Origin of the sequence: Klebsiella sp. JB_Kp042 (assembly GCF_040065275.1) — a bacterium.
In the GTDB taxonomy this organism is placed as follows: domain Bacteria; phylum Pseudomonadota; class Gammaproteobacteria; order Enterobacterales; family Enterobacteriaceae; genus Klebsiella; species Klebsiella quasipneumoniae.
Map to the genome: position 1 here is coordinate 1 of NZ_JBEAJL010000096.1, position 16,293 is coordinate 16,293.

General features: G+C 58.2%; 14 protein-coding genes, 1 tRNA gene and 2 pseudogenes. 5 read left to right on the top strand and 12 right to left on the bottom strand.

Features of this window, described 5'->3' with window-relative positions; genetic code table 11:
• Positions 1-289 precede the first annotated feature (289 nt).
• The 5 genes and pseudogenes from ABLV54_RS18765 to ABLV54_RS18785 all read right to left on the bottom strand — a co-directional run bounded on the left by ABLV54_RS18765 (position 290) and on the right by ABLV54_RS18785 (position 4,044).
• Complete coding sequence (locus ABLV54_RS18765) at positions 290-589, bottom strand: DUF1889 family protein (RefSeq protein WP_004205347.1); 300 nt, start codon at positions 587-589, stop codon at positions 290-292.
• Between the two features lie 184 nt (positions 590-773).
• On the bottom strand, positions 774-2,327 hold the full coding sequence (locus tag ABLV54_RS18770; RefSeq protein ID WP_248860906.1) for a peptide MFS transporter: 1,554 nt from the start codon (positions 2,325-2,327) through the stop codon (positions 774-776).
• 473 nt (positions 2,328-2,800) lie between these two features.
• The gene (gene arsC, locus ABLV54_RS18775) at positions 2,801-3,223 is read right to left on the bottom strand and encodes a glutaredoxin-dependent arsenate reductase (protein ID WP_032454017.1); all 423 of its coding nucleotides are present in this window, start codon (positions 3,221-3,223) and stop codon (positions 2,801-2,803) included.
• 9 nt (positions 3,224-3,232) lie between these two features.
• A pseudogene (locus ABLV54_RS18780) lies at positions 3,233-3,580 on the bottom strand (ArsB/NhaD family transporter); the annotation flags it as partial.
• Between the two features lie 134 nt (positions 3,581-3,714).
• Positions 3,715-4,044, bottom strand: coding sequence for a metalloregulator ArsR/SmtB family transcription factor (locus ABLV54_RS18785; RefSeq protein ID WP_072421856.1), 330 nt, complete (start codon positions 4,042-4,044; stop codon positions 3,715-3,717).
• 217 nt (positions 4,045-4,261) lie between these two features.
• Between ABLV54_RS18785 and ABLV54_RS18790 the strand changes: the two genes are divergently transcribed.
• From ABLV54_RS18790 to ABLV54_RS18800, 3 genes and pseudogenes are all read left to right on the top strand, one after another.
• Positions 4,262-4,555 carry a YciI family protein gene (locus ABLV54_RS18790; RefSeq protein WP_072421857.1) on the top strand — a complete coding sequence of 98 codons (294 nt, stop codon included), beginning with the start codon at positions 4,262-4,264 and terminating at the stop codon, positions 4,553-4,555.
• 18 nt (positions 4,556-4,573) lie between these two features.
• Positions 4,574-5,146, top strand: coding sequence for a DUF1349 domain-containing protein (locus ABLV54_RS18795; RefSeq protein WP_102001901.1), 573 nt, complete (start codon positions 4,574-4,576; stop codon positions 5,144-5,146).
• 483 nt (positions 5,147-5,629) lie between these two features.
• Positions 5,630-6,331 (top strand): annotated as a pseudogene (locus ABLV54_RS18800) (carboxymuconolactone decarboxylase family protein); the annotation flags it as partial.
• Positions 6,332-6,578: 247 nt separating this feature from the next.
• Here the strand turns inward: ABLV54_RS18800 and ABLV54_RS18805 are convergent.
• The gene (locus ABLV54_RS18805) at positions 6,579-7,496 is read right to left on the bottom strand and encodes a LysR family transcriptional regulator (protein ID WP_050533765.1); all 918 of its coding nucleotides are present in this window, start codon (positions 7,494-7,496) and stop codon (positions 6,579-6,581) included.
• A gap of 129 nt (positions 7,497-7,625) precedes the next feature.
• Between ABLV54_RS18805 and ABLV54_RS18810 the strand changes: the two genes are divergently transcribed.
• The gene (locus ABLV54_RS18810; RefSeq protein ID WP_101881389.1) at positions 7,626-9,014 is read left to right on the top strand and encodes an MFS transporter; all 1,389 of its coding nucleotides are present in this window, start codon (positions 7,626-7,628) and stop codon (positions 9,012-9,014) included.
• Positions 9,015-9,181: 167 nt separating this feature from the next.
• Here ABLV54_RS18810 and ABLV54_RS18815 read toward each other — a convergent pair.
• Positions 9,182-9,255: transfer RNA gene (locus ABLV54_RS18815), tRNA-Gly, on the bottom strand.
• Between the two features lie 80 nt (positions 9,256-9,335).
• Positions 9,336-10,049, bottom strand: a complete 714-nt coding sequence (actS, locus tag ABLV54_RS18820) for an amidase activator ActS (protein ID WP_064155574.1) — start codon at positions 10,047-10,049, stop codon at positions 9,336-9,338.
• A 315-nt stretch (positions 10,050-10,364) separates the two neighbouring features.
• Here actS and idi point away from each other — a divergent pair, with 315 nt between their 5' ends.
• Positions 10,365-10,919, top strand: coding sequence for an isopentenyl-diphosphate Delta-isomerase (gene idi, locus ABLV54_RS18825; RefSeq protein ID WP_032454025.1), 555 nt, complete (start codon positions 10,365-10,367; stop codon positions 10,917-10,919).
• Between the two features lie 204 nt (positions 10,920-11,123).
• Here idi and lysS read toward each other — a convergent pair whose 3' ends face one another.
• The 4 genes from lysS to dsbC form a co-directional block, all read right to left on the bottom strand.
• The gene (gene lysS, locus ABLV54_RS18830; RefSeq protein WP_008806422.1) at positions 11,124-12,641 is read right to left on the bottom strand and encodes a lysine--tRNA ligase; all 1,518 of its coding nucleotides are present in this window, start codon (positions 12,639-12,641) and stop codon (positions 11,124-11,126) included.
• 9 nt (positions 12,642-12,650) lie between these two features.
• Positions 12,651-13,749, bottom strand: a protein-coding gene (prfB, locus tag ABLV54_RS18835) for a peptide chain release factor 2 (RefSeq protein ID WP_101862173.1) whose coding sequence is annotated in 2 segments (ribosomal slippage) — positions 12,651-13,673 and positions 13,675-13,749 — 1,098 coding nt in all. Because the reading frame shifts where the segments join, the coding sequence is not laid out codon by codon here.
• Positions 13,750-13,834: 85 nt separating this feature from the next.
• On the bottom strand, positions 13,835-15,568 hold the full coding sequence (recJ, locus tag ABLV54_RS18840; protein WP_032454029.1) for a single-stranded-DNA-specific exonuclease RecJ: 1,734 nt from the start codon (positions 15,566-15,568) through the stop codon (positions 13,835-13,837).
• A 5-nt stretch (positions 15,569-15,573) separates the two neighbouring features.
• The gene (dsbC, locus tag ABLV54_RS18845) at positions 15,574-16,287 is read right to left on the bottom strand and encodes a bifunctional protein-disulfide isomerase/oxidoreductase DsbC (RefSeq protein ID WP_002916301.1); all 714 of its coding nucleotides are present in this window, start codon (positions 16,285-16,287) and stop codon (positions 15,574-15,576) included.
• Positions 16,288-16,293: the final 6 nt, after the last annotated feature.

A 16,293-nucleotide genomic window follows, 5' to 3' on the forward strand; every position in this document is an offset into this window, starting at 1 on the left:
AGAAATGCGGGCACAATAATGAAACAGGTTTGTCATCAGCCAGAATGCCTTCCCCGGTGGGGAAGCCATTAAACCGTCTTCAGGGATTGCCCGGCGGCGCTGCGCTTGCGCGGGCCTACGGCCAACCGCATAACGGGTTGATATTGTCGTCTTTCGTAGGCCGGGTAAGGCGAAAGCCGCCACCCGGCAGAAATGCGGGCACAATAATGAAACAGGTTTGTCATCAGCCAGAATGCCTTCCCCACCGGGGAAGGCATTAAACAGAAGACGCGGGGTTGATGCGCGGCGATTACACCAGGGCGCGCAGTTCTTCCCGCATGTAGGTGGAAAAGAATTCCGGATGCTTAATCACCAGCCGTTCGCCGGCGGCGACCCGTTCAGCCCACTCCGCCACTTTGTCGGTAAACCCGGCGCTCCAGCCTTGCTGCTGACCGCGCTCAGCGACGTCGGCCGGGCTGGCTGGCACGCCCAGCTCTTTCAAATATTTGAGAATTCCCTTCGCGGTACTTTCATCCATAGACTGTGGTACTGGCTCAGACGTATTCATACCACCAATGAAATCCAATGCTTTATCAATGACTGCTGGCATAGGTGTGTCCTTATATTAACCACATAGTAAACCTGACTACACTATGGACCGGAAAGCGACGTGATTTCAAAGAACACGCTCACGTTATGGGACATCGCGCATTCAGAAAAGGGGATTTTGCACTGCAGGGGCGGGGGTTGGACAAAAAACAAGCCGGTCCCGCGGGACCGGCCTGGGGGTCGCGTCAGGCGTTGCTGACGGATTTTTGCGCGCCGCTGGACTGACTGTTCTCCAGCATCCGGCGGACCGGGACAATCAGCACGGCCAGCACGGCGGCGCAGATCAGCAGCGCGATGGAGCAGCGGGCGAAGAGGTCCGGCAGCAGCGACAGCTGATCGGCCTTCACGTGACCGCCAATCAGGCCCGCCGCCAGGTTACCCAGCGCGCTGGCGCAGAACCACAGCCCCATCATCTGGCCGCGCATTCTCTCCGGCGCCAGCAGGGTCATGGTCGCCAGGCCAATCGGGCTCAGGCACAGTTCGCCGAGCGTCAGCATCAGGATGCTGCCCACCAGCCACAGCGGCGACACACCGGCCCCGCCGTTGTTCAGGACGTTCTGCGCCGCCAGCATCATCAGGCCAAAGCCCGCCGCCGCGCACAGGATGCCAATGACGAATTTGGTCATGCTGCCCGGACGAACGTTTTTACGCGCCAGCGCTGGCCACGCCCAGCTGAATACCGGGGCGAGGAGAATGATAAATAAGGCGTTAATCGACTGGAACCAGACCGCGGGGATCTCAAAATCGCCGATCATCCGGTTGGTATAGTCGTTAGCAAACAGGTTGAATGAGGTCGGTTTCTGTTCAAATGCCGACCAGAAAAAGGCCGCCGAGACCAGCAAAATAAAGCACACCAGCAGGCGGGCCCGCTCTTTACGGTTCAGGCCGGCGAAGACGAACAGCCAGATGAAATAGAGCGCTACGGAAGCGGCAATCACATAGACCAGCACGCTGGCCACCGCCACCGGGTTAATCACGATCGTGCCCAGGCTAATGAGCGTGACCAGCACAGCCACTCCCAACGCCAGCGCCAGCAGCCACGCCCCAACGCCATTCTTTTTCGCCACCGGGCTGTTCCAGGTGGAATCGAGGCCGACCTCTGCGTCATAGCGCTTCATCGACGGCACGGCAAAGACACGGAAAATGATCAGCGCCACCAGCATCCCGATCCCCCCGATGCCGAAGCCCCAGTGCCAGCCATGGGATTTAATCAGCCAGCCGGAGATCAATGGCGCGATAAACGAGCCGATGTTGATCCCCATGTAGAACAGCGAGAAACCGCCGTCGCGGCGCGCGTCGCCTTTTTTATACAGAGTGCCGACCATCACCGAGATACAGGTTTTAAACAACCCGGAACCGAGGACGATAAACATCAGGCCGATAAAGAACAGGTCGTTGCCCAGCCATGCCGACAGGGCGATCGACAGGTGCGCGAGGGCGATCAGAATCGAGCCGTACCAGACGGCGCGCTGCTGGCCAAGCCAGTTATCCGCCAGCCAGCCGCCCGGCAGCGCGGCCAGATACATACTGCCGGCAAAAATCCCGACGATCGCCGAGGCGTTCTCCCGCGCCAGCCCCATTCCGCCGTCGTAAACCGTCGCCGCCATAAACAGGATCAGTAAGGGGCGGATGCCGTAAAACGAGAAGCGCTCCCACATTTCGGTGAAGAACAGGGAGCCCAGCGGATAAGGATGGCCGAAAAAGGTACGGCTTTCGTTTTTATTAACAGAGGAATGCATAAATTCTCCAGATAAGGTGCACCGCAGCGCAAGTTAACCGTATAAAGCGGGCTGACGATTTATAATTTGTTTGTCTTAACATCAGGAACAAGCATTTTTAACCATTTGATAACCATGCAGTGGTTTTGTCCAGCCCCTTACCTTCCCTTTTTAGATGAAAAGTCGACTAACATCTAGTTTTATAGATTTAATGTTCGCAAAAGCGCAAACGGCGTTGACATTATGCCATTGTAAAGAATACATAATTTTATTTATTAAAAACAGTAAGTTGATTGAGTAACAAAGGACAAAAACCGTCGGTGCAGGCAGGGCATATAACGACAGGAAAAGTAAGGGAAACGGGGCTGAGGAGGCAGAAATAGCGCTAAGGGAGAATATTGTTCAGCCATCCAAGTGTTTAACACCCGGAGAGCCTCCCGCGAGGCAGGATGCACATGGCTTGCCGGCTGCTACAGCCGGCGCCATTTTGCGCGCTATTTCACACGCTGCCCCGTCCGATCAATGACGCGCTCACCGTCTTCCTTCACGAAGGCGCCTTTTTGCGGCGCCGTCAGGATCTCCAGCACCACCTCTGACGGGCGGCAGAGCCGGGTGCCCCGCGGCGTCACCACGATCGGACGGTTGATCAGGATCGGATGCTGGAGCATAAAGTCGATTAACTGGTCATCTGTAAACCGGTCTTCCGCCAGGCCCAGCGCATCGTAGGGTTCGACGTTTTGCCGCAGCAGCGCCCGCACCGGGATCGCCATCGCGGCGATCAGCTGGCGTAGTTCATCACGCGACGGCGGCGTCTCCAGATAATAGATAATGGTGGGCTCAGCGCCGCTGTTGCGGATCAGCGCCAGGGTATTACGTGAGGTGCCGCATTCAGGGTTATGGTAAATGGTGATGCTCATAGCACGTTCTCATGGCTGATTGAAGGAGAGACGCAGCGCCAGCGCGGCCAGCGTTACCAGCAGCACCGGCAGGGTCATGGTGATGCCGCAGCGAAAATAATACCCCCAACCGATGGTGATGTGCTTTTGCGCCAGCACATGCAGCCAGAGCAGCGTGGCCAGGCTACCAATCGGCGTGATTTTGGGCCCCAGATCGCAGCCGATAACGTTGGCATATATCATGGCCTCTTTGATCGTCCCTGTTGCCGCGCTGCCATCGATCGACAAGGCGCCGAGCAGCACGCTGGGTATATTATTCATGATCGAAGAGAGGAAGGCCGACAGGATACCGGTGCCCAGCGTCGCGGCCCAGAGCCCGCGCTCCAGCCGATCCCTAACCCACGCGGCTGCCAGATCACCAGCACCAGGGTCAGGACAAAAATCGCACCTGCCAGCAACATCGTTCCCTCACCAATCACATTCGAAAAATCATATATGTTAAGATAAATTTTTTACCGACAACCCGGCACCTCAGTCAGTCTGCTGACCATCAGCCGCACCTCGTCCTGCTGACTTAGCCAGGCCTGCTCAATCACCTGCGCCGCCCAGGCCGGCATCTGCGGAGAGAGGCGATAATGGACCCACTTACCCTGTTTTCGATCCCGCAGCAGCCCGCTCTCCCGCAGCATTGCCAGATGGCGGGAGATCTTGGGCTGGGACTGGGCGAGCGCCGTACAGAGATCGCACACGCACAGCTCTCCCCGCGCCTTGAGCAACAGCACGATCCCCAGCCGGGTTTCATCGGCGAGGTTTTTGAACAGTTGCAGGGGCAATAAAGACATGGTTTCTCCTCAAGCGTGACGGACAGCATACGGGACCACGAACAAAGATCAATATGCATTCGAAAAAACATATGTGTTTTTCACAGCCGCGATAAATCTCCATACCGTTGCGACATGTGCCTCCTGCTCAATAGCACGCAAAAATGCCGCGTTTTCTTTTAACTATCATCGAAATGTGTCAGGCTGAAGATCCCATCGGATTGACAGGGTTTTCAGGATGAGTACGATTTATGTGGTTGTTTTAACGTATATAAAACCGCTCGAAGAGATTGACAGCGCGATCCCCGCCCACGTCGAATGGCTCAAAAAAGGCTATGCTGACGGCCTCTTTCTCACCTCAGGCCGCCGTATTCCCCGCACCGGCGGGGTGATTCTGGCGAAATGCGACAGCCGGGAAATTCTGGAATCGCGTCTGAGCCAGGATCCCTTCCAGCAGCTGGGTCTCGCCCATACGGAGATTATCCCCTTTGAGGCCAGCATGGCGTCCCCCGCGCTGCAGACGCTGTTATAAGCCTGTCCCGGAGGAAACATGCAGCCGTCCTTTCACTGGATCAATGAACCTGCCGAGTGGCGCCGCGATACCGACGGCCTGACGGTGGTCACCGATAAGCATACCGATTTCTGGCGTCATACCTGGTATGGCTTCGAGCGCTTCTCCGGCCATCTTTATGCCGCTGAGGTGGAGGGCGATTTTACCCTGCAGGCAAAAATCTGTGCGGATTTCACCACGCTTTACGACCAGGCCGGGCTGATGATGATGGCGGACGAGCAGACCTGGCTGAAGGCGGGGATTGAGTTTAATGACGATGCCCCGGCCATCGGCAGCGTGCTGACGTTAACCCACTCCGACTGGGCCACCGGGCTTTTCCCCGGCGACCCGCGCACTTTCTGGCTGCGGCTGACCCGCAAGGGCGATGCGTTAAGGCTGCAGTATTCGACCGACGGCGAGCGCTGGCCGCTGCTGCGTCTCGGCTACTTTCCGCCAGGCCCGGTAAAAGCCGGCGTCATGTGCTGCTCACCGGAGCGCGGCGGACTGGCGGTTACATTTCGGGATATTCAGCTTTCCCCGCCGCTGGACAAAGCGCTGCACGATCTGAGCTGAACGCTAGCGGGAAGACCCGACTTTCTCTGCATCCTGAGGGCCAGGATTGCAGGCTTCGCGGGTCCCGGGCAGGTAAAAAATGGCCGTGCTTATCGGGATCGGTGCCGCCCGGGCACCCTGCCCTGCCCGAGGAGTTATCGCTACTGCCGCCGTCCGAACCGTTGCCGCCGTCGGCGCCCGATATTACCGACTGGCCGTGATGGCCATGCGCTGCAGTGGCTGAAAACGCCACCAGCGCGAACACACAGACCATTAAGCGTCTGCCCATTGCTGCCTCTCCCTTATTGAAATTCCCCGCCCATCGCGTGGACGATGGGATAAGCCGTTACACGGCAACATGCGCCGCGATAAAAAACCGCTTTATCCGCAGGGAGTATAGGGTTAAGGCAGAGGGAAAGACAGGGCCGGCACCTTCAGACATTTCGTACGCAAAATAGCCTTTATGCCGCGGTATGCGCTATCAGAAAATCAATCAGGGCTTTCACCCTTGCGGACGCTGACATTCACGCGGTCTCCCCGGCGCTGGCGCGCTTCGGCCGCGAGGCCATCAGCAACGACCTCTGGCAACGTGACGCCCTGTCCGCCCGCGACCGCAGCATAGTGACTGTGGCCATGCTGATTGCCCGCAACCAGCCTGGCGAGCTTAAGCACTATATTGAAGTTGCACTCGATAGCGGCGTGACGCCAGCCGAAGTATCAGAGATCATTACCCATCTGGCGTTCTACTCAGGTTGGCCCAATGCAATATCAGCCATCAGCGTCGCGAAAGCCATCTTTGAAGCCAGGGGCGTGACGGCAGAGGCCCTTCCCGCCGCCTCGCCGACGCTGCTGCCCCTCAATGAACAGGTAGAGAAACAGCGTGCAGACACCGTGGAGAAAAATGTCGGCCCCATTTCGCCTGGCCTGGTTAAATTTACCGCCGACCCGCTGTTTCTCGACCTCTGGCAACGACCCGCGCTAACGCCCCGCGACAGAAGCCTGGTGACGGTCAGCGCGTTAATCGCCGCCGGACAGAGCGCGCAGATTGGCTACCACCTAAACAGAGCCATGGATAATGGGCTTTCGGCTGAAGAGGCCGGAGAAGTGGTTGCCCAGGCGGCGTTCTACGCGGGATGGCCAAATGCGTTTACCGCTGCTCCTGTGGTCGGTGAGGTATTGCGAGCGCGCGAGAGCAAAACTGAATAAAAAAGAATAAAGGACAGGGAAGCTGTCCTTTATTCGTCGTTAATTGTTAATTTAAAGGTACCACGAGGGCTTTCGATTAGGTTTCGCAGAAAAAACATAAACGGTCTATCGAAGTATGGAGACTTCGATCGTGAGTCTGTTCAGAGCGCTCATTGAGAAAATTTCCGTTCCGTATGCCGTCATGAGTCTCATCCTTTGAAAGCAGCGATCGCTGTGGCGAGACTGTAGCGCGGACATGTCTATTTGGTCAGGCCATGACTGACCTCCCCCCACCGCATATCGCAAGAATTTGCTTTCTCAGCCAGCGGTGACCGGGGTCGCGTTCCATCCTTGGGTGCCACATCTGCGATACCGTAATACGACGGCTTTTGAACGGCAGCTCGAAAACGTGTACCTGGTCCGTTACCTGCTGATTGAGTAAATAGAGTGCGGGTATCATGGCGATAAGATCCGATTCCAGCGCCACGGACAGTGCTGTCGGAAATCCCGGTACGATGCTCGCAATTTTACGTTTTGTCCCCAGTTCGGCCAGCGTATCGTCAACGGATCCGTGCAACGCGCCCTCGGGTGACGCTACCACATGGCCCCAGGCGACATAATCACCCACGCCTATTTCTGCCTGCTTAGCCAGCGGGTGCCCTTTACGCACGACGCCAACAAACCGATCCTCAAACAGTCGCTGCAGCCGTATTTCTGGCCCCATATTACTCTGAACGCCAACCTCCAGATCAACCAGCCCTTCCCGAAGATAGCGCGACGTTTTTTCCGGCTTAGGCGCGAAGCGTATACAGACGTCCGGCGCGGCGTCGGCAACCGCTGCGATGAGCGCAGGCCCAAACGCCACCACAAAACCATCGTTTGCCCTGATGGTAAAAAGACGCGCCAGACTTCGCGCGCAGAACGTTTCCGTTGAGGGCTGCAATACCGCCCTGGCCTCGTGCACTGCACGCCTGGCGCGATCCCGGGTCGCTTCGGCCCACGGGGTCAGTACCATGTTACGCCCGGCGCGCACCAGGATCGGGTCTCCTGTGACATCGCGTAACCTGCTTAATGTCCGGCTCATGGCCGAGGTGCTGAGGTTCAGACGGCGTGCCGCACCTGCGACACTCGCTTCACTCAGCAATATGTCGAGTGCTACCAGCAAATTAAAATCGGGATCAGACATTACCCTTTCTCCCAGCACATTAAGATAAGGCGTTTGATGCAACAATAAAGTGAAAATAGTGCGCCTTCCGCCCGGTAAAAGCCATCTTTATAGTTTTGTCATCCATACACTCTTCCCAGAGGACAAATGATGACGCTCTTTTCCAGCCAACCCGGCGACGAAGGACTGCCTGGCCCGGCGCGCGCACGGGTGATGGCCGCAATCATGACCACCACCTTAATGGGCGTGTTTGATGGCACCATGATCAACATTGCCCTGCCCTCAATGGCTCAGGATATGCAGGTACCTGCCGGTATTGCCGTCTGGTTCGCCAACGGGTATCTGCTGGCGGCTGCGATGACGCTGGCGATATTCGCGGCGCTTGCGGCCCGTCTGGGTTATCGCCCCGTATTTCTGGCGGGCCTGACGACCTTTACCCTGACATCACTGGGTTGCGCGCTGGCGAATAAGCCCGAAGTGCTTATCGGTATGCGCGTGCTTCAGGGGATCGGCGGCGCGGCGACGCTGAGTATTGCCCCCGCAATACTCAGGTCCGTATTTCCCGGACGATTACTTGGCCGCATTCTGGGGTTCCATGCCCTGCTCATTGCCTCCAGCTCCGCTATCGGCCCGGTATTGGGCGGTACGATCCTTCACACCCTGAGCTGGCAATGGCTGTTTGCGATAAACGTTCTTCCCGGCACCCTCGCCTTACTGCTGGCGGTCAGAGCGCTGCCGCGGGATGCGATCCGTATGCAGGCGCCCTTCGACACCGTGGGCGCCATTTTGTCGGCGCTGCTGTTGGGTTCGACGATCATGGCGGCGAACAGCCTCCAGGACGCTACTTCTCAATTCGGCAGCCTTTGCTGGATGGCTCTCGCTGCGCTGAGCGGCATGGCTTTTATCTGGCAAATCCGCCGTACGGGTCATCCCTTACTGCCGCCGAGCATGTTTAAAAATGAACGTTTTACCCTCGCGGCTTTCACATCGATGGTTGCTTTTGTCAGCCAGGGGATCACCTTTATTGCGCTACCCTTCCTGTTTCAGAGCGAATACGGCTACAGTCCGGTAGTGTCTGCCCTGCTGTTTACGCCGTGGCCGTTAGGGATCGTGCTGATTGCGCCGCATGCAGGCCGTTGGGCGGACACGATATCAGCCCCGGCGATATCCACCCTGGGGCTGGTGATATTTGTCGTCGGTTTGATCCTGCTGGCGACGTTACCCGCCAGACCTTCAATGTGGGATATCTGCCTGCGAAGTCTGGTATGCGGAATAGGGTTTGGCTGCTTTCAGAGTCCCAATAACCGGGAAATGCTCTCAAACGTTATTCGTGAGCACGCGAGTTATGCGTCCGGTGTTTTATCCATTATGCGCACTTTCGGGCAGTGCCTGGGAGCCGCCGCCGTAGGCGTTCTGCTGGCAGCAAATGAAAGGTCAATTCATGTTGCGCTGTGGAGCGCCGCCGCGGCCTCTGCGGTATCGGTCGTCGTCAGCGCGAGCCGGTTGCGTAAAATCACTCATCCTGCGGAAACAGGATAAGTGCGAAAATATCACTAAACGCTACTACTCCAGCGCCAGCAGCGCAAAACGCCGATCCCGCAACCAAAGAGGAGTCCTCCGTCGGAGTTCAATAGACTAACAGAATGCTATAACTGCTGATTTATCAAGGGAAGATTGAGTTGGGTAGACTTCAGGAGACTTGAGTTTGGAGCGGGCGAAGGGAATCGAACCCTCGTATAGAGCTTGGGAAGCTCTCGTTCTACCATTGAACTACGCCCGCGAAGAGGTGCGAGAAGCATTATAGCCCTTACGCACCCTGTGACAAGCCCGCCGGATGCTGACTGGCGATAAAATAACCTTTTAGCACTTAGGTTTACTGCCCTGCGGCGGCAGATACCGCAGCGGATCGATGGCCGTCGCCCGGTAGCGGATCTGAAAATGCAGACGCACTGAGTCGGCATCCGTACTGCCCATGGTGGCGATTTGCTGGCCGGCCTTCACGCTCTGGCCGTTATTCACCATCAGCTTATCGTTGTGGGCATAGGCGGTGATGTAATCCTCGCTGTGCTTAATCATGATCAGGTTGCCATAGCCGCGCAGCTGGTTGCCGACGTAGACCACCTTGCCCGCCCCGGCGGCGTACACGGGCTGGCCCCGAGTCCCGGCGATATCAATGCCTTTATTGCCGCCATCGGCGGTGGAATAAGGCAGGACCACTTTGCCGCTGGTCGGCCAACGCCAGCAGCGCTGTCCCACCGGCGGCCAGGAGGACTGAGGTACCGCGGACGAAGGCGTGACCGCCGCCGTGCGCGTGGAGGAAGATTTTTTCTTCGTTGTCTTCGTTGAACTGCTGCCGTTAAGCTTCAGCTTCTGCCCCACCTCAATGGTGTAGGGCGGCGAGATATTATTCAGGCGGGCCAGATCGCGAACGCTGGTGCCGGTGGTGCGGGAGATGCCATACAGGGTATCGCCGCGTTTGACGGTATAGGTCGTACCGGAATCGGAGTTGCTGGAGCAGCCGGCCAGCGCCAGGCTTACCACCAGCATCAGTGTCATATAAACGCGTTTCATCATCAGGCATCCTGCACTTAACACAACCACTTACCTCACAACCAGGGCGAATATCATACCAGTCCGCGGCGCAGGGCGTCATCCCTGATGGCGAAACCAATACCCCCCTGCCATCGAATCCGGCCCGCGACAAACAGCGATTGCTGCTGGAGCCGCACGTCGTGGTGGGTTTGCCCGCCATGACGCGTTGCCGCTCACAGAGCGGACTGCAGGGCTTGTTTTGGTAATGCCTTTCTCCCATTTATGGGCTACCCTAGAGGCCTGAGTACATGACCCGGCGGGTTTGTGCCGGGTCATTTTTTATTTTCAGGAGTCGTCATGGCCGGGGAACACGTCATTTTACTGGATGAGCAGGATCAGCCTGCCGGTATGCTGGAGAAGTATGCCGCCCACACGCTTGATACCCCTTTACATCTCGCGTTTTCCTGCTGGTTGTTTAATCAGCAGGGTCAATTGCTGGTCACCCGCCGTTCGCTGGGCAAAAAAGCCTGGCCCGGGGTGTGGACCAACTCCGTCTGCGGACACCCCCAGCAGGGCGAGACCTTCGAGCAGGCCGTCACGCGCCGCTGTCGCTTCGAACTCGGCGTGGAGATCGCCGACATCGTGCCGGTTCACCCGGCCTTCCGCTACCGGGCGGTCGCCCCGAACGGCATCGTTGAGAACGAAGTATGCCCGGTGTATGCCGCGCGCGTGGTGAGCGAAGTGCTGCCTAACGACGATGAAGTCATGGATTATCAGTGGGTTGACCTGGCAACGATGTTAAGCGCGCTGGCCGCCACGCCGTGGGCGTTTAGCCCGTGGATGGTGCTGGAAGCGGAAAATCGGGACGCTCGCCAGGCGCTGACCGACTTTGTTGCGCGTGTGCGCGGGTAAGCTGACTATTCTCCAGGCCAGGCGCAGCCCTGTGCCTGTCATTAATGCCTGGCGGCGCTACGCTTGCACAGGCCGACGGTTCTGCGCTGTTGCGTAGCCCGGTTAAGGCATTTACGCCGCCAGCCGCGCTACGCCAGCCTTCAGGCCTCACGTCAGACATAAAAAAACCCGGCAAGCCGGGTTTTTGCATTTCACAAGACGCGATTATTTCTGCGGACGCATTGCCGGGAACAGGATCACGTCGCGGATGGTGTGGCTGTTGGTGAACAGCATCACCATGCGGTCGATACCAATACCCAGACCGGCGGTCGGCGGCAGGCCGTGCTCCAGGGCGGTCACGTAGTCTTCATCGTAGAACATCGCTTCGTCATCGCCCGCGGCTTTCGCATCAACCTGGTCCTGGAAGCGCTGCGCCTGGTCTTCGGCGTCGTTCAGCTCGCTAAAGCCGTTACCGATCTCACGGCCGCCGATGAAGAATTCAAAGCGGTCGGTGATTTCCGGATTGACGTCGTTACGGCGCGCCAGCGGAGAAACTTCCGCCGGGTATTCGGTGATGAAGGTCGGCTGGATCAGGTGCGCTTCCGCCACTTCTTCGAAGATCTCGGTCACGATACGGCCCAGACCCCAGCTCTTCTCCACTTTGATGCCGATAGACTCAGCGATCGCTTTCGCGGAATCGAAGTTATCCAGATCCGCCATCTCGGTTTCCGGACGGTATTTCTTGATCGCTTCGCGCATGGTCAGTTTTTCAAACGGCTTGCCGAAGTCGAACACCTGGTCGCCGTAAGGCACTTCGGTGTTGCCGAGAATGTCCTGCGCCAGGGTGCGGAACAGGGATTCGGTCAGCTCGATCAGATCTTTATAGTCCGCATAGGCCATGTAGAGTTCCATCATGGTGAACTCTGGGTTATGACGAACGGAGATCCCTTCGTTACGGAAGTTACGGTTGATCTCGAAGACGCGTTCGAAACCGCCCACGACCAGGCGCTTGAGGTACAGTTCCGGCGCGATACGCAGGTACATGTCCAGATCCAGCGCGTTATGATGGGTGATGAACGGACGCGCGGAGGCGCCGCCCGGGATCACCTGCATCATCGGGGTTTCCACTTCCATAAAGCCGCGGCCAACCATGAACTGACGGATACCCGCCAGGATCTGCGAACGCACTTTAAAGGTGTTGCGCGATTCATCGTTGGAGATCAGGTCGAGGTAACGCTGACGATAGCGCGCTTCCTGATCCTGCAGGCCATGGAACTTGTCCGGTAACGGGCGCAGGGCTTTGGTCAGCAGACGCAGCTCGGTGCAGTGGATAGACAGCTCACCGGTTTTGGTCTTGAACAGCTTACCGCGGGCGGCGATGATGTCGCCGAGATCCCATTTTTTGAACTGGTCGTTGTAAACGCCTTCCGCCAGGTCATCTCGCGCTACGTACAGCTGGATGCGGCCGCCAACGTCCTGCAGGGTGACGAAGGACGCTTTACCCATGATACGGCGGGTCATCATGCGGCCAGCCACGGCCACTTCAACATTCAGCGCTTCAAGCTCTTCGTTTTCTTTGGCATCGAAGTCAGCGTGCAGTTGGTCAGAGGTATGGTCACGACGGAAATCGTTCGGGAAAGCGACGCCCTGCTCACGCAGCGCAGCCAGCTTCTCGCGACGGGTTTTCAGTTCATTATTAAGGTCAATTGCCGCGTCAGCGCCCTGTGCTTGTTGTTCAGACATGTTGGTTCCTCATAACCCTGCTTTCAAACTTGCTTCGATAAATTGGTCCAGGCTGCCGTCGAGCACCGCCTGAGTGTTGCGGGTTTCCACCCCGGTACGCAGATCTTTAATACGCGAGTCATCCAGCACGTAAGAGCGGATCTGGCTGCCCCAGCCGATATCGGACTTGTTGTCTTCCATCGCCTGCTTCTCGGCATTTTTCTTCTGCATCTCCAGCTCATAAAGCTTCGCTTTCATCTGCTTCATGGCCTGGTCTTTGTTCTTGTGCTGCGAACGGTCGTTCTGGCACTGCGTCACCAACCCGGTCGGGATGTGGGTAATACGCACCGCGGATTCTGTACGGTTAACGTGCTGCCCACCGGCGCCGGAGGCGCGGTAAACGTCGATGCGCAGGTCGGCCGGGTTAATTTCGATATCGATATCGTCTTCAACTTCCGGGTAAACGAACGCAGAGCTAAAGGAGGTATGACGGCGGCCGCCGGAATCGAACGGGCTCTTACGCACCAGACGATGAACGCCGGTTTCGGTACGCAGCCAGCCGTAAGCGTAATCGCCAATGATCTTGATGGTCACGGATTTAATGCCCGCGACTTCACCTTCGGACTCTTCGATGATCTCGGTCTTAAAGCCGCGCGCTTCCGCCCAGCGCAGGTACATGCGCATCAGCATGCTGGCCCAGTCCTGGGCTTCGGTGCCGCCGGAGCCTGCCTGAATATCGAGGTAGCAATCGGCGTTGTCGTATTCGCCGGAGAACATGCGGCGGAACTCAAGCTGCGCCAGCTTCTCTTCCAGCGTATCCAGCTCGGCGACGGCTTCGTTGAAGGTCTCTTCGTCGTCCGCTTCCACGGCCAGATCCAGCAGGCCGGCAACGTCTTCCAGCCCCTGGGACATCTGATCCAGGGTATCTACGATGGCTTCCAGGGAAGAACGCTCTTTACCCAGCGCCTGAGCGCGTTCAGGTTCATTCCAGACGTCCGGCTGTTCCAGCTCGGCGTTTACTTCTTCGAGACGCTCTTTCTTGGCATCGTAGTCAAAGATACCCCCTAAGAACGTCGGAGCGCTCCGTGAGGTCCTGAATGCGGTTTTTTACCGGATTTATTTCAAACATGGTCGGTTTCTTTTAATGGATTTGTCAAAATGCGGTGATAAGAGCGGAATTCTACCGGATTCGCGCCCTTATTCATACACTGTTGTCAATTTGGCCAGAGGTGATCGATGATCAGCTGCAGGCTGCGGTTGCCGCGGAACTCATTGATGTCGAGCTTGTAGGCTAACTGGACTTCACGCACGCCGTTGTCGGGCCAGATGGAAGTATCCACGTTGAAGGCGATACCGTCCAGCAGCGGGCCGCCGTCAACCGGCTCGACCATCACCTTCAGGTGACGCTCGCCCACCAGCCGCTGCTGCAGCAGGCGGAAACGGCCGTCAAACAGCGGTTCCGGGAACATCTGTCCCCACGGCCCGGCGTCGCGCAGCATCTGCGCCACTTCCATGCTCATCTCCGCCGCCGCCAGGGGCCCGTCGGAAACGACCTCGCCCTGTAACAGCGCGGGATCCAGCCACTCGGTCACCAGCTCGCCAAAGCGCTGCTGAAACTCCTCAAAGCGTGCCTCTTCCAGCGATAATCCTGCCGCCATCGCGTGGCCGCCGAACTTCAGGATCAGCCCCGGATAGAGCGTATCGAGACGCTCCAGCGCATCGCGCATATGCAGCCCCTGAATGGAGCGGCCGGAGCCTTTCAGCGTACCGTCGCCGGTGGGCGCAAAGGCGATCACCGGCCGGTGGAAACGTTCTTTAATTCGCGAGGCGAGGATGCCGACCACCCCCTGGTGCCACTGCGGATGGTACATCGCCAGCCCGCCGGGCAGGGTATCGCTACTGCGTTCCAGCTGCTGACAGAGCGTTAGCGCTTCCGCCTGCATCCCCTGCTCGATCTCTTTGCGCGTCTGGTTGAGCGCGTCAAGCTCATTGGCTAACACGCGCGCTTCGCCAATGTTATCGCACAGCAGCAGCGCGACGCCGACCGACATGTCGTCCAGCCGCCCCGCCGCGTTCAGGCGCGGCCCGAGGGCAAAACCGAGGTCGCTGGCCGCCAGCTTTTGCGGATCGCGGTTGGCAATCTCCAGCAGCGCCTTAATGCCGGGCCGACATTTGCCAGCGCGAATGCGGCTTAACCCCTGCCAGGTGAGAATACGATTGTTAGCATCCAGCGGCACGACGTCGGCAACGGTGCCAAGCGCCACCAGATCCAGCAGCTCGGCAAGGTTCGGCGCGGCGATGCCGCGGGCATCGAACCAGCCGTTATCACGCAGAAAGGTACGCAGCGCCAGCATCAGATAGAACGCCACCCCGACCCCGGCCAGCGATTTCGACGGAAAGTCGCAATCGCGCAGGTTAGGGTTAACGATGGCCTCCGCCGCCGGCAGCGTCTCCCCCGGCAGGTGGTGATCGGTCACCAGCACCGGGATCCCCAGCGCATGGGCATGATCGACGCCGGCATGGGACGAGATCCCGTTGTCGACGGTCATGATCATCTGCGCGCCGCGGGCGTGGGCCTGATCGACCACTTCCGGGCTCAAGCCGTAGCCGTCTTCAAAACGGTTCGGCACCAGGTAGGAGACGTTGCCGTAGCCCAGCGCGCGCAGGGCCAGCACGCTGAGCGCGGTGCTGGTGGCGCCGTCGGCGTCAAAATCGCCGACTACGACAATGTGCAACCCTTTCTGGAAAGCGTCGTGAAGCATCCCGACCGCTTTTTCAACGCCGGTGAGCTGCGTCCACGGCAGCATGCCTTTGACGCTGCGCTCCAGCTCCTGGGCGCTGCGCACCCCGCGGCTGGCATACAGCCGCTGCAGCAGCGGCGGCAGATCGGCGGGTAAATCGACGCCGTCAACCGCCTCGCGGCGGCGTAGTTGTATCTGTTGTTTCACGCGAATCAGTTACCGCTTGTCTGTTTTTTATGCTCGTCGAGGAACGCCTTCAGCTCTTTCGGCCCCTGATAGCCCGGCAGCACCATGCCGTTGCTGAGGACCATCGCCGGGGTACCGTTGACGCCCATCTGCACGCCAAGGGTGTAGTGTTTAGCGATATCCACGCTGCAGCTCGCCGGCTGCACGCCCTTGCCGTTCATAGCGTCATCCAGCGCTTTGTTGCGATCTTTCGCGCACCAGATGGCCTTCATATCCTGCTCCGCCTGGCTCTGCAGTCCCTGGCGCGGGAAGGCGAGATAGCGCACGGTGATCCCCAGCGCGTTGTAGTCGCTCATCTGCTCATGCAGCTTGTGGCAATAACCGCAGGTGATGTCGGTGAAGACGGTAATGACGTGCTGCTCCTTCGGCGCTTTGTAGACAATCATTTCGTTGCTCAGCGCGTTCAGTTTACCCAGCAGCAGCTGGTTAGTGACATTGACCGGCTGCGCGCCGCTCACGTCGTACATCGGCCCCTGGATGATGTGCTTGCCGTCGTCGGTGACATACAGTACGCCGCTGTCGGTCAGCACCGTGCTCATCCCGGAAACCGGCGACGGTTGAATATCGGTGCTCTGCACACCCAGCTTCGCCAGCGACTGTTTAATTGCCGCGCTATCGGCATGCGCCGCCCCGGAAAGGGAAGCCGCCAGCAGGGTGAACATCAATAAACCTTTTTTCATACTCAG

Excerpts from the sequence above, each read along its gene's own strand:
- ABLV54_RS18805 (WP_050533765.1), bottom strand. The coding sequence starts at position 7,496 with ATGTCTGATCCCGATTTTAATTTGCTGGTAGCACTCGACATATTGCTG.
- ABLV54_RS18790 (WP_072421857.1), top strand. The coding sequence starts at position 4,262 with ATGAGTACGATTTATGTGGTTGTTTTAACGTATATAAAACCGCTCGAA.
- idi (WP_032454025.1), top strand. The coding sequence starts at position 10,365 with ATGGCCGGGGAACACGTCATTTTACTGGATGAGCAGGATCAGCCTGCC.
- lysS (WP_008806422.1), bottom strand. The coding sequence starts at position 12,641 with ATGTCTGAACAACAAGCACAGGGCGCTGACGCGGCAATTGACCTTAAT.
- actS (WP_064155574.1), bottom strand. The coding sequence starts at position 10,049 with ATGATGAAACGCGTTTATATGACACTGATGCTGGTGGTAAGCCTGGCG.
- ABLV54_RS18765 (WP_004205347.1), bottom strand. The coding sequence starts at position 589 with ATGCCAGCAGTCATTGATAAAGCATTGGATTTCATTGGTGGTATGAAT.
- arsC (WP_032454017.1), bottom strand. The coding sequence starts at position 3,223 with ATGAGCATCACCATTTACCATAACCCTGAATGCGGCACCTCACGTAAT.
- ABLV54_RS18795 (WP_102001901.1), top strand. The coding sequence starts at position 4,574 with ATGCAGCCGTCCTTTCACTGGATCAATGAACCTGCCGAGTGGCGCCGC.
- ABLV54_RS18785 (WP_072421856.1), bottom strand. The coding sequence starts at position 4,044 with ATGTCTTTATTGCCCCTGCAACTGTTCAAAAACCTCGCCGATGAAACC.
- ABLV54_RS18810 (WP_101881389.1), top strand. The coding sequence starts at position 7,626 with ATGACGCTCTTTTCCAGCCAACCCGGCGACGAAGGACTGCCTGGCCCG.
- ABLV54_RS18770 (WP_248860906.1), bottom strand. The coding sequence starts at position 2,327 with ATGCATTCCTCTGTTAATAAAAACGAAAGCCGTACCTTTTTCGGCCAT.
- dsbC (WP_002916301.1), bottom strand. The coding sequence starts at position 16,287 with ATGAAAAAAGGTTTATTGATGTTCACCCTGCTGGCGGCTTCCCTTTCC.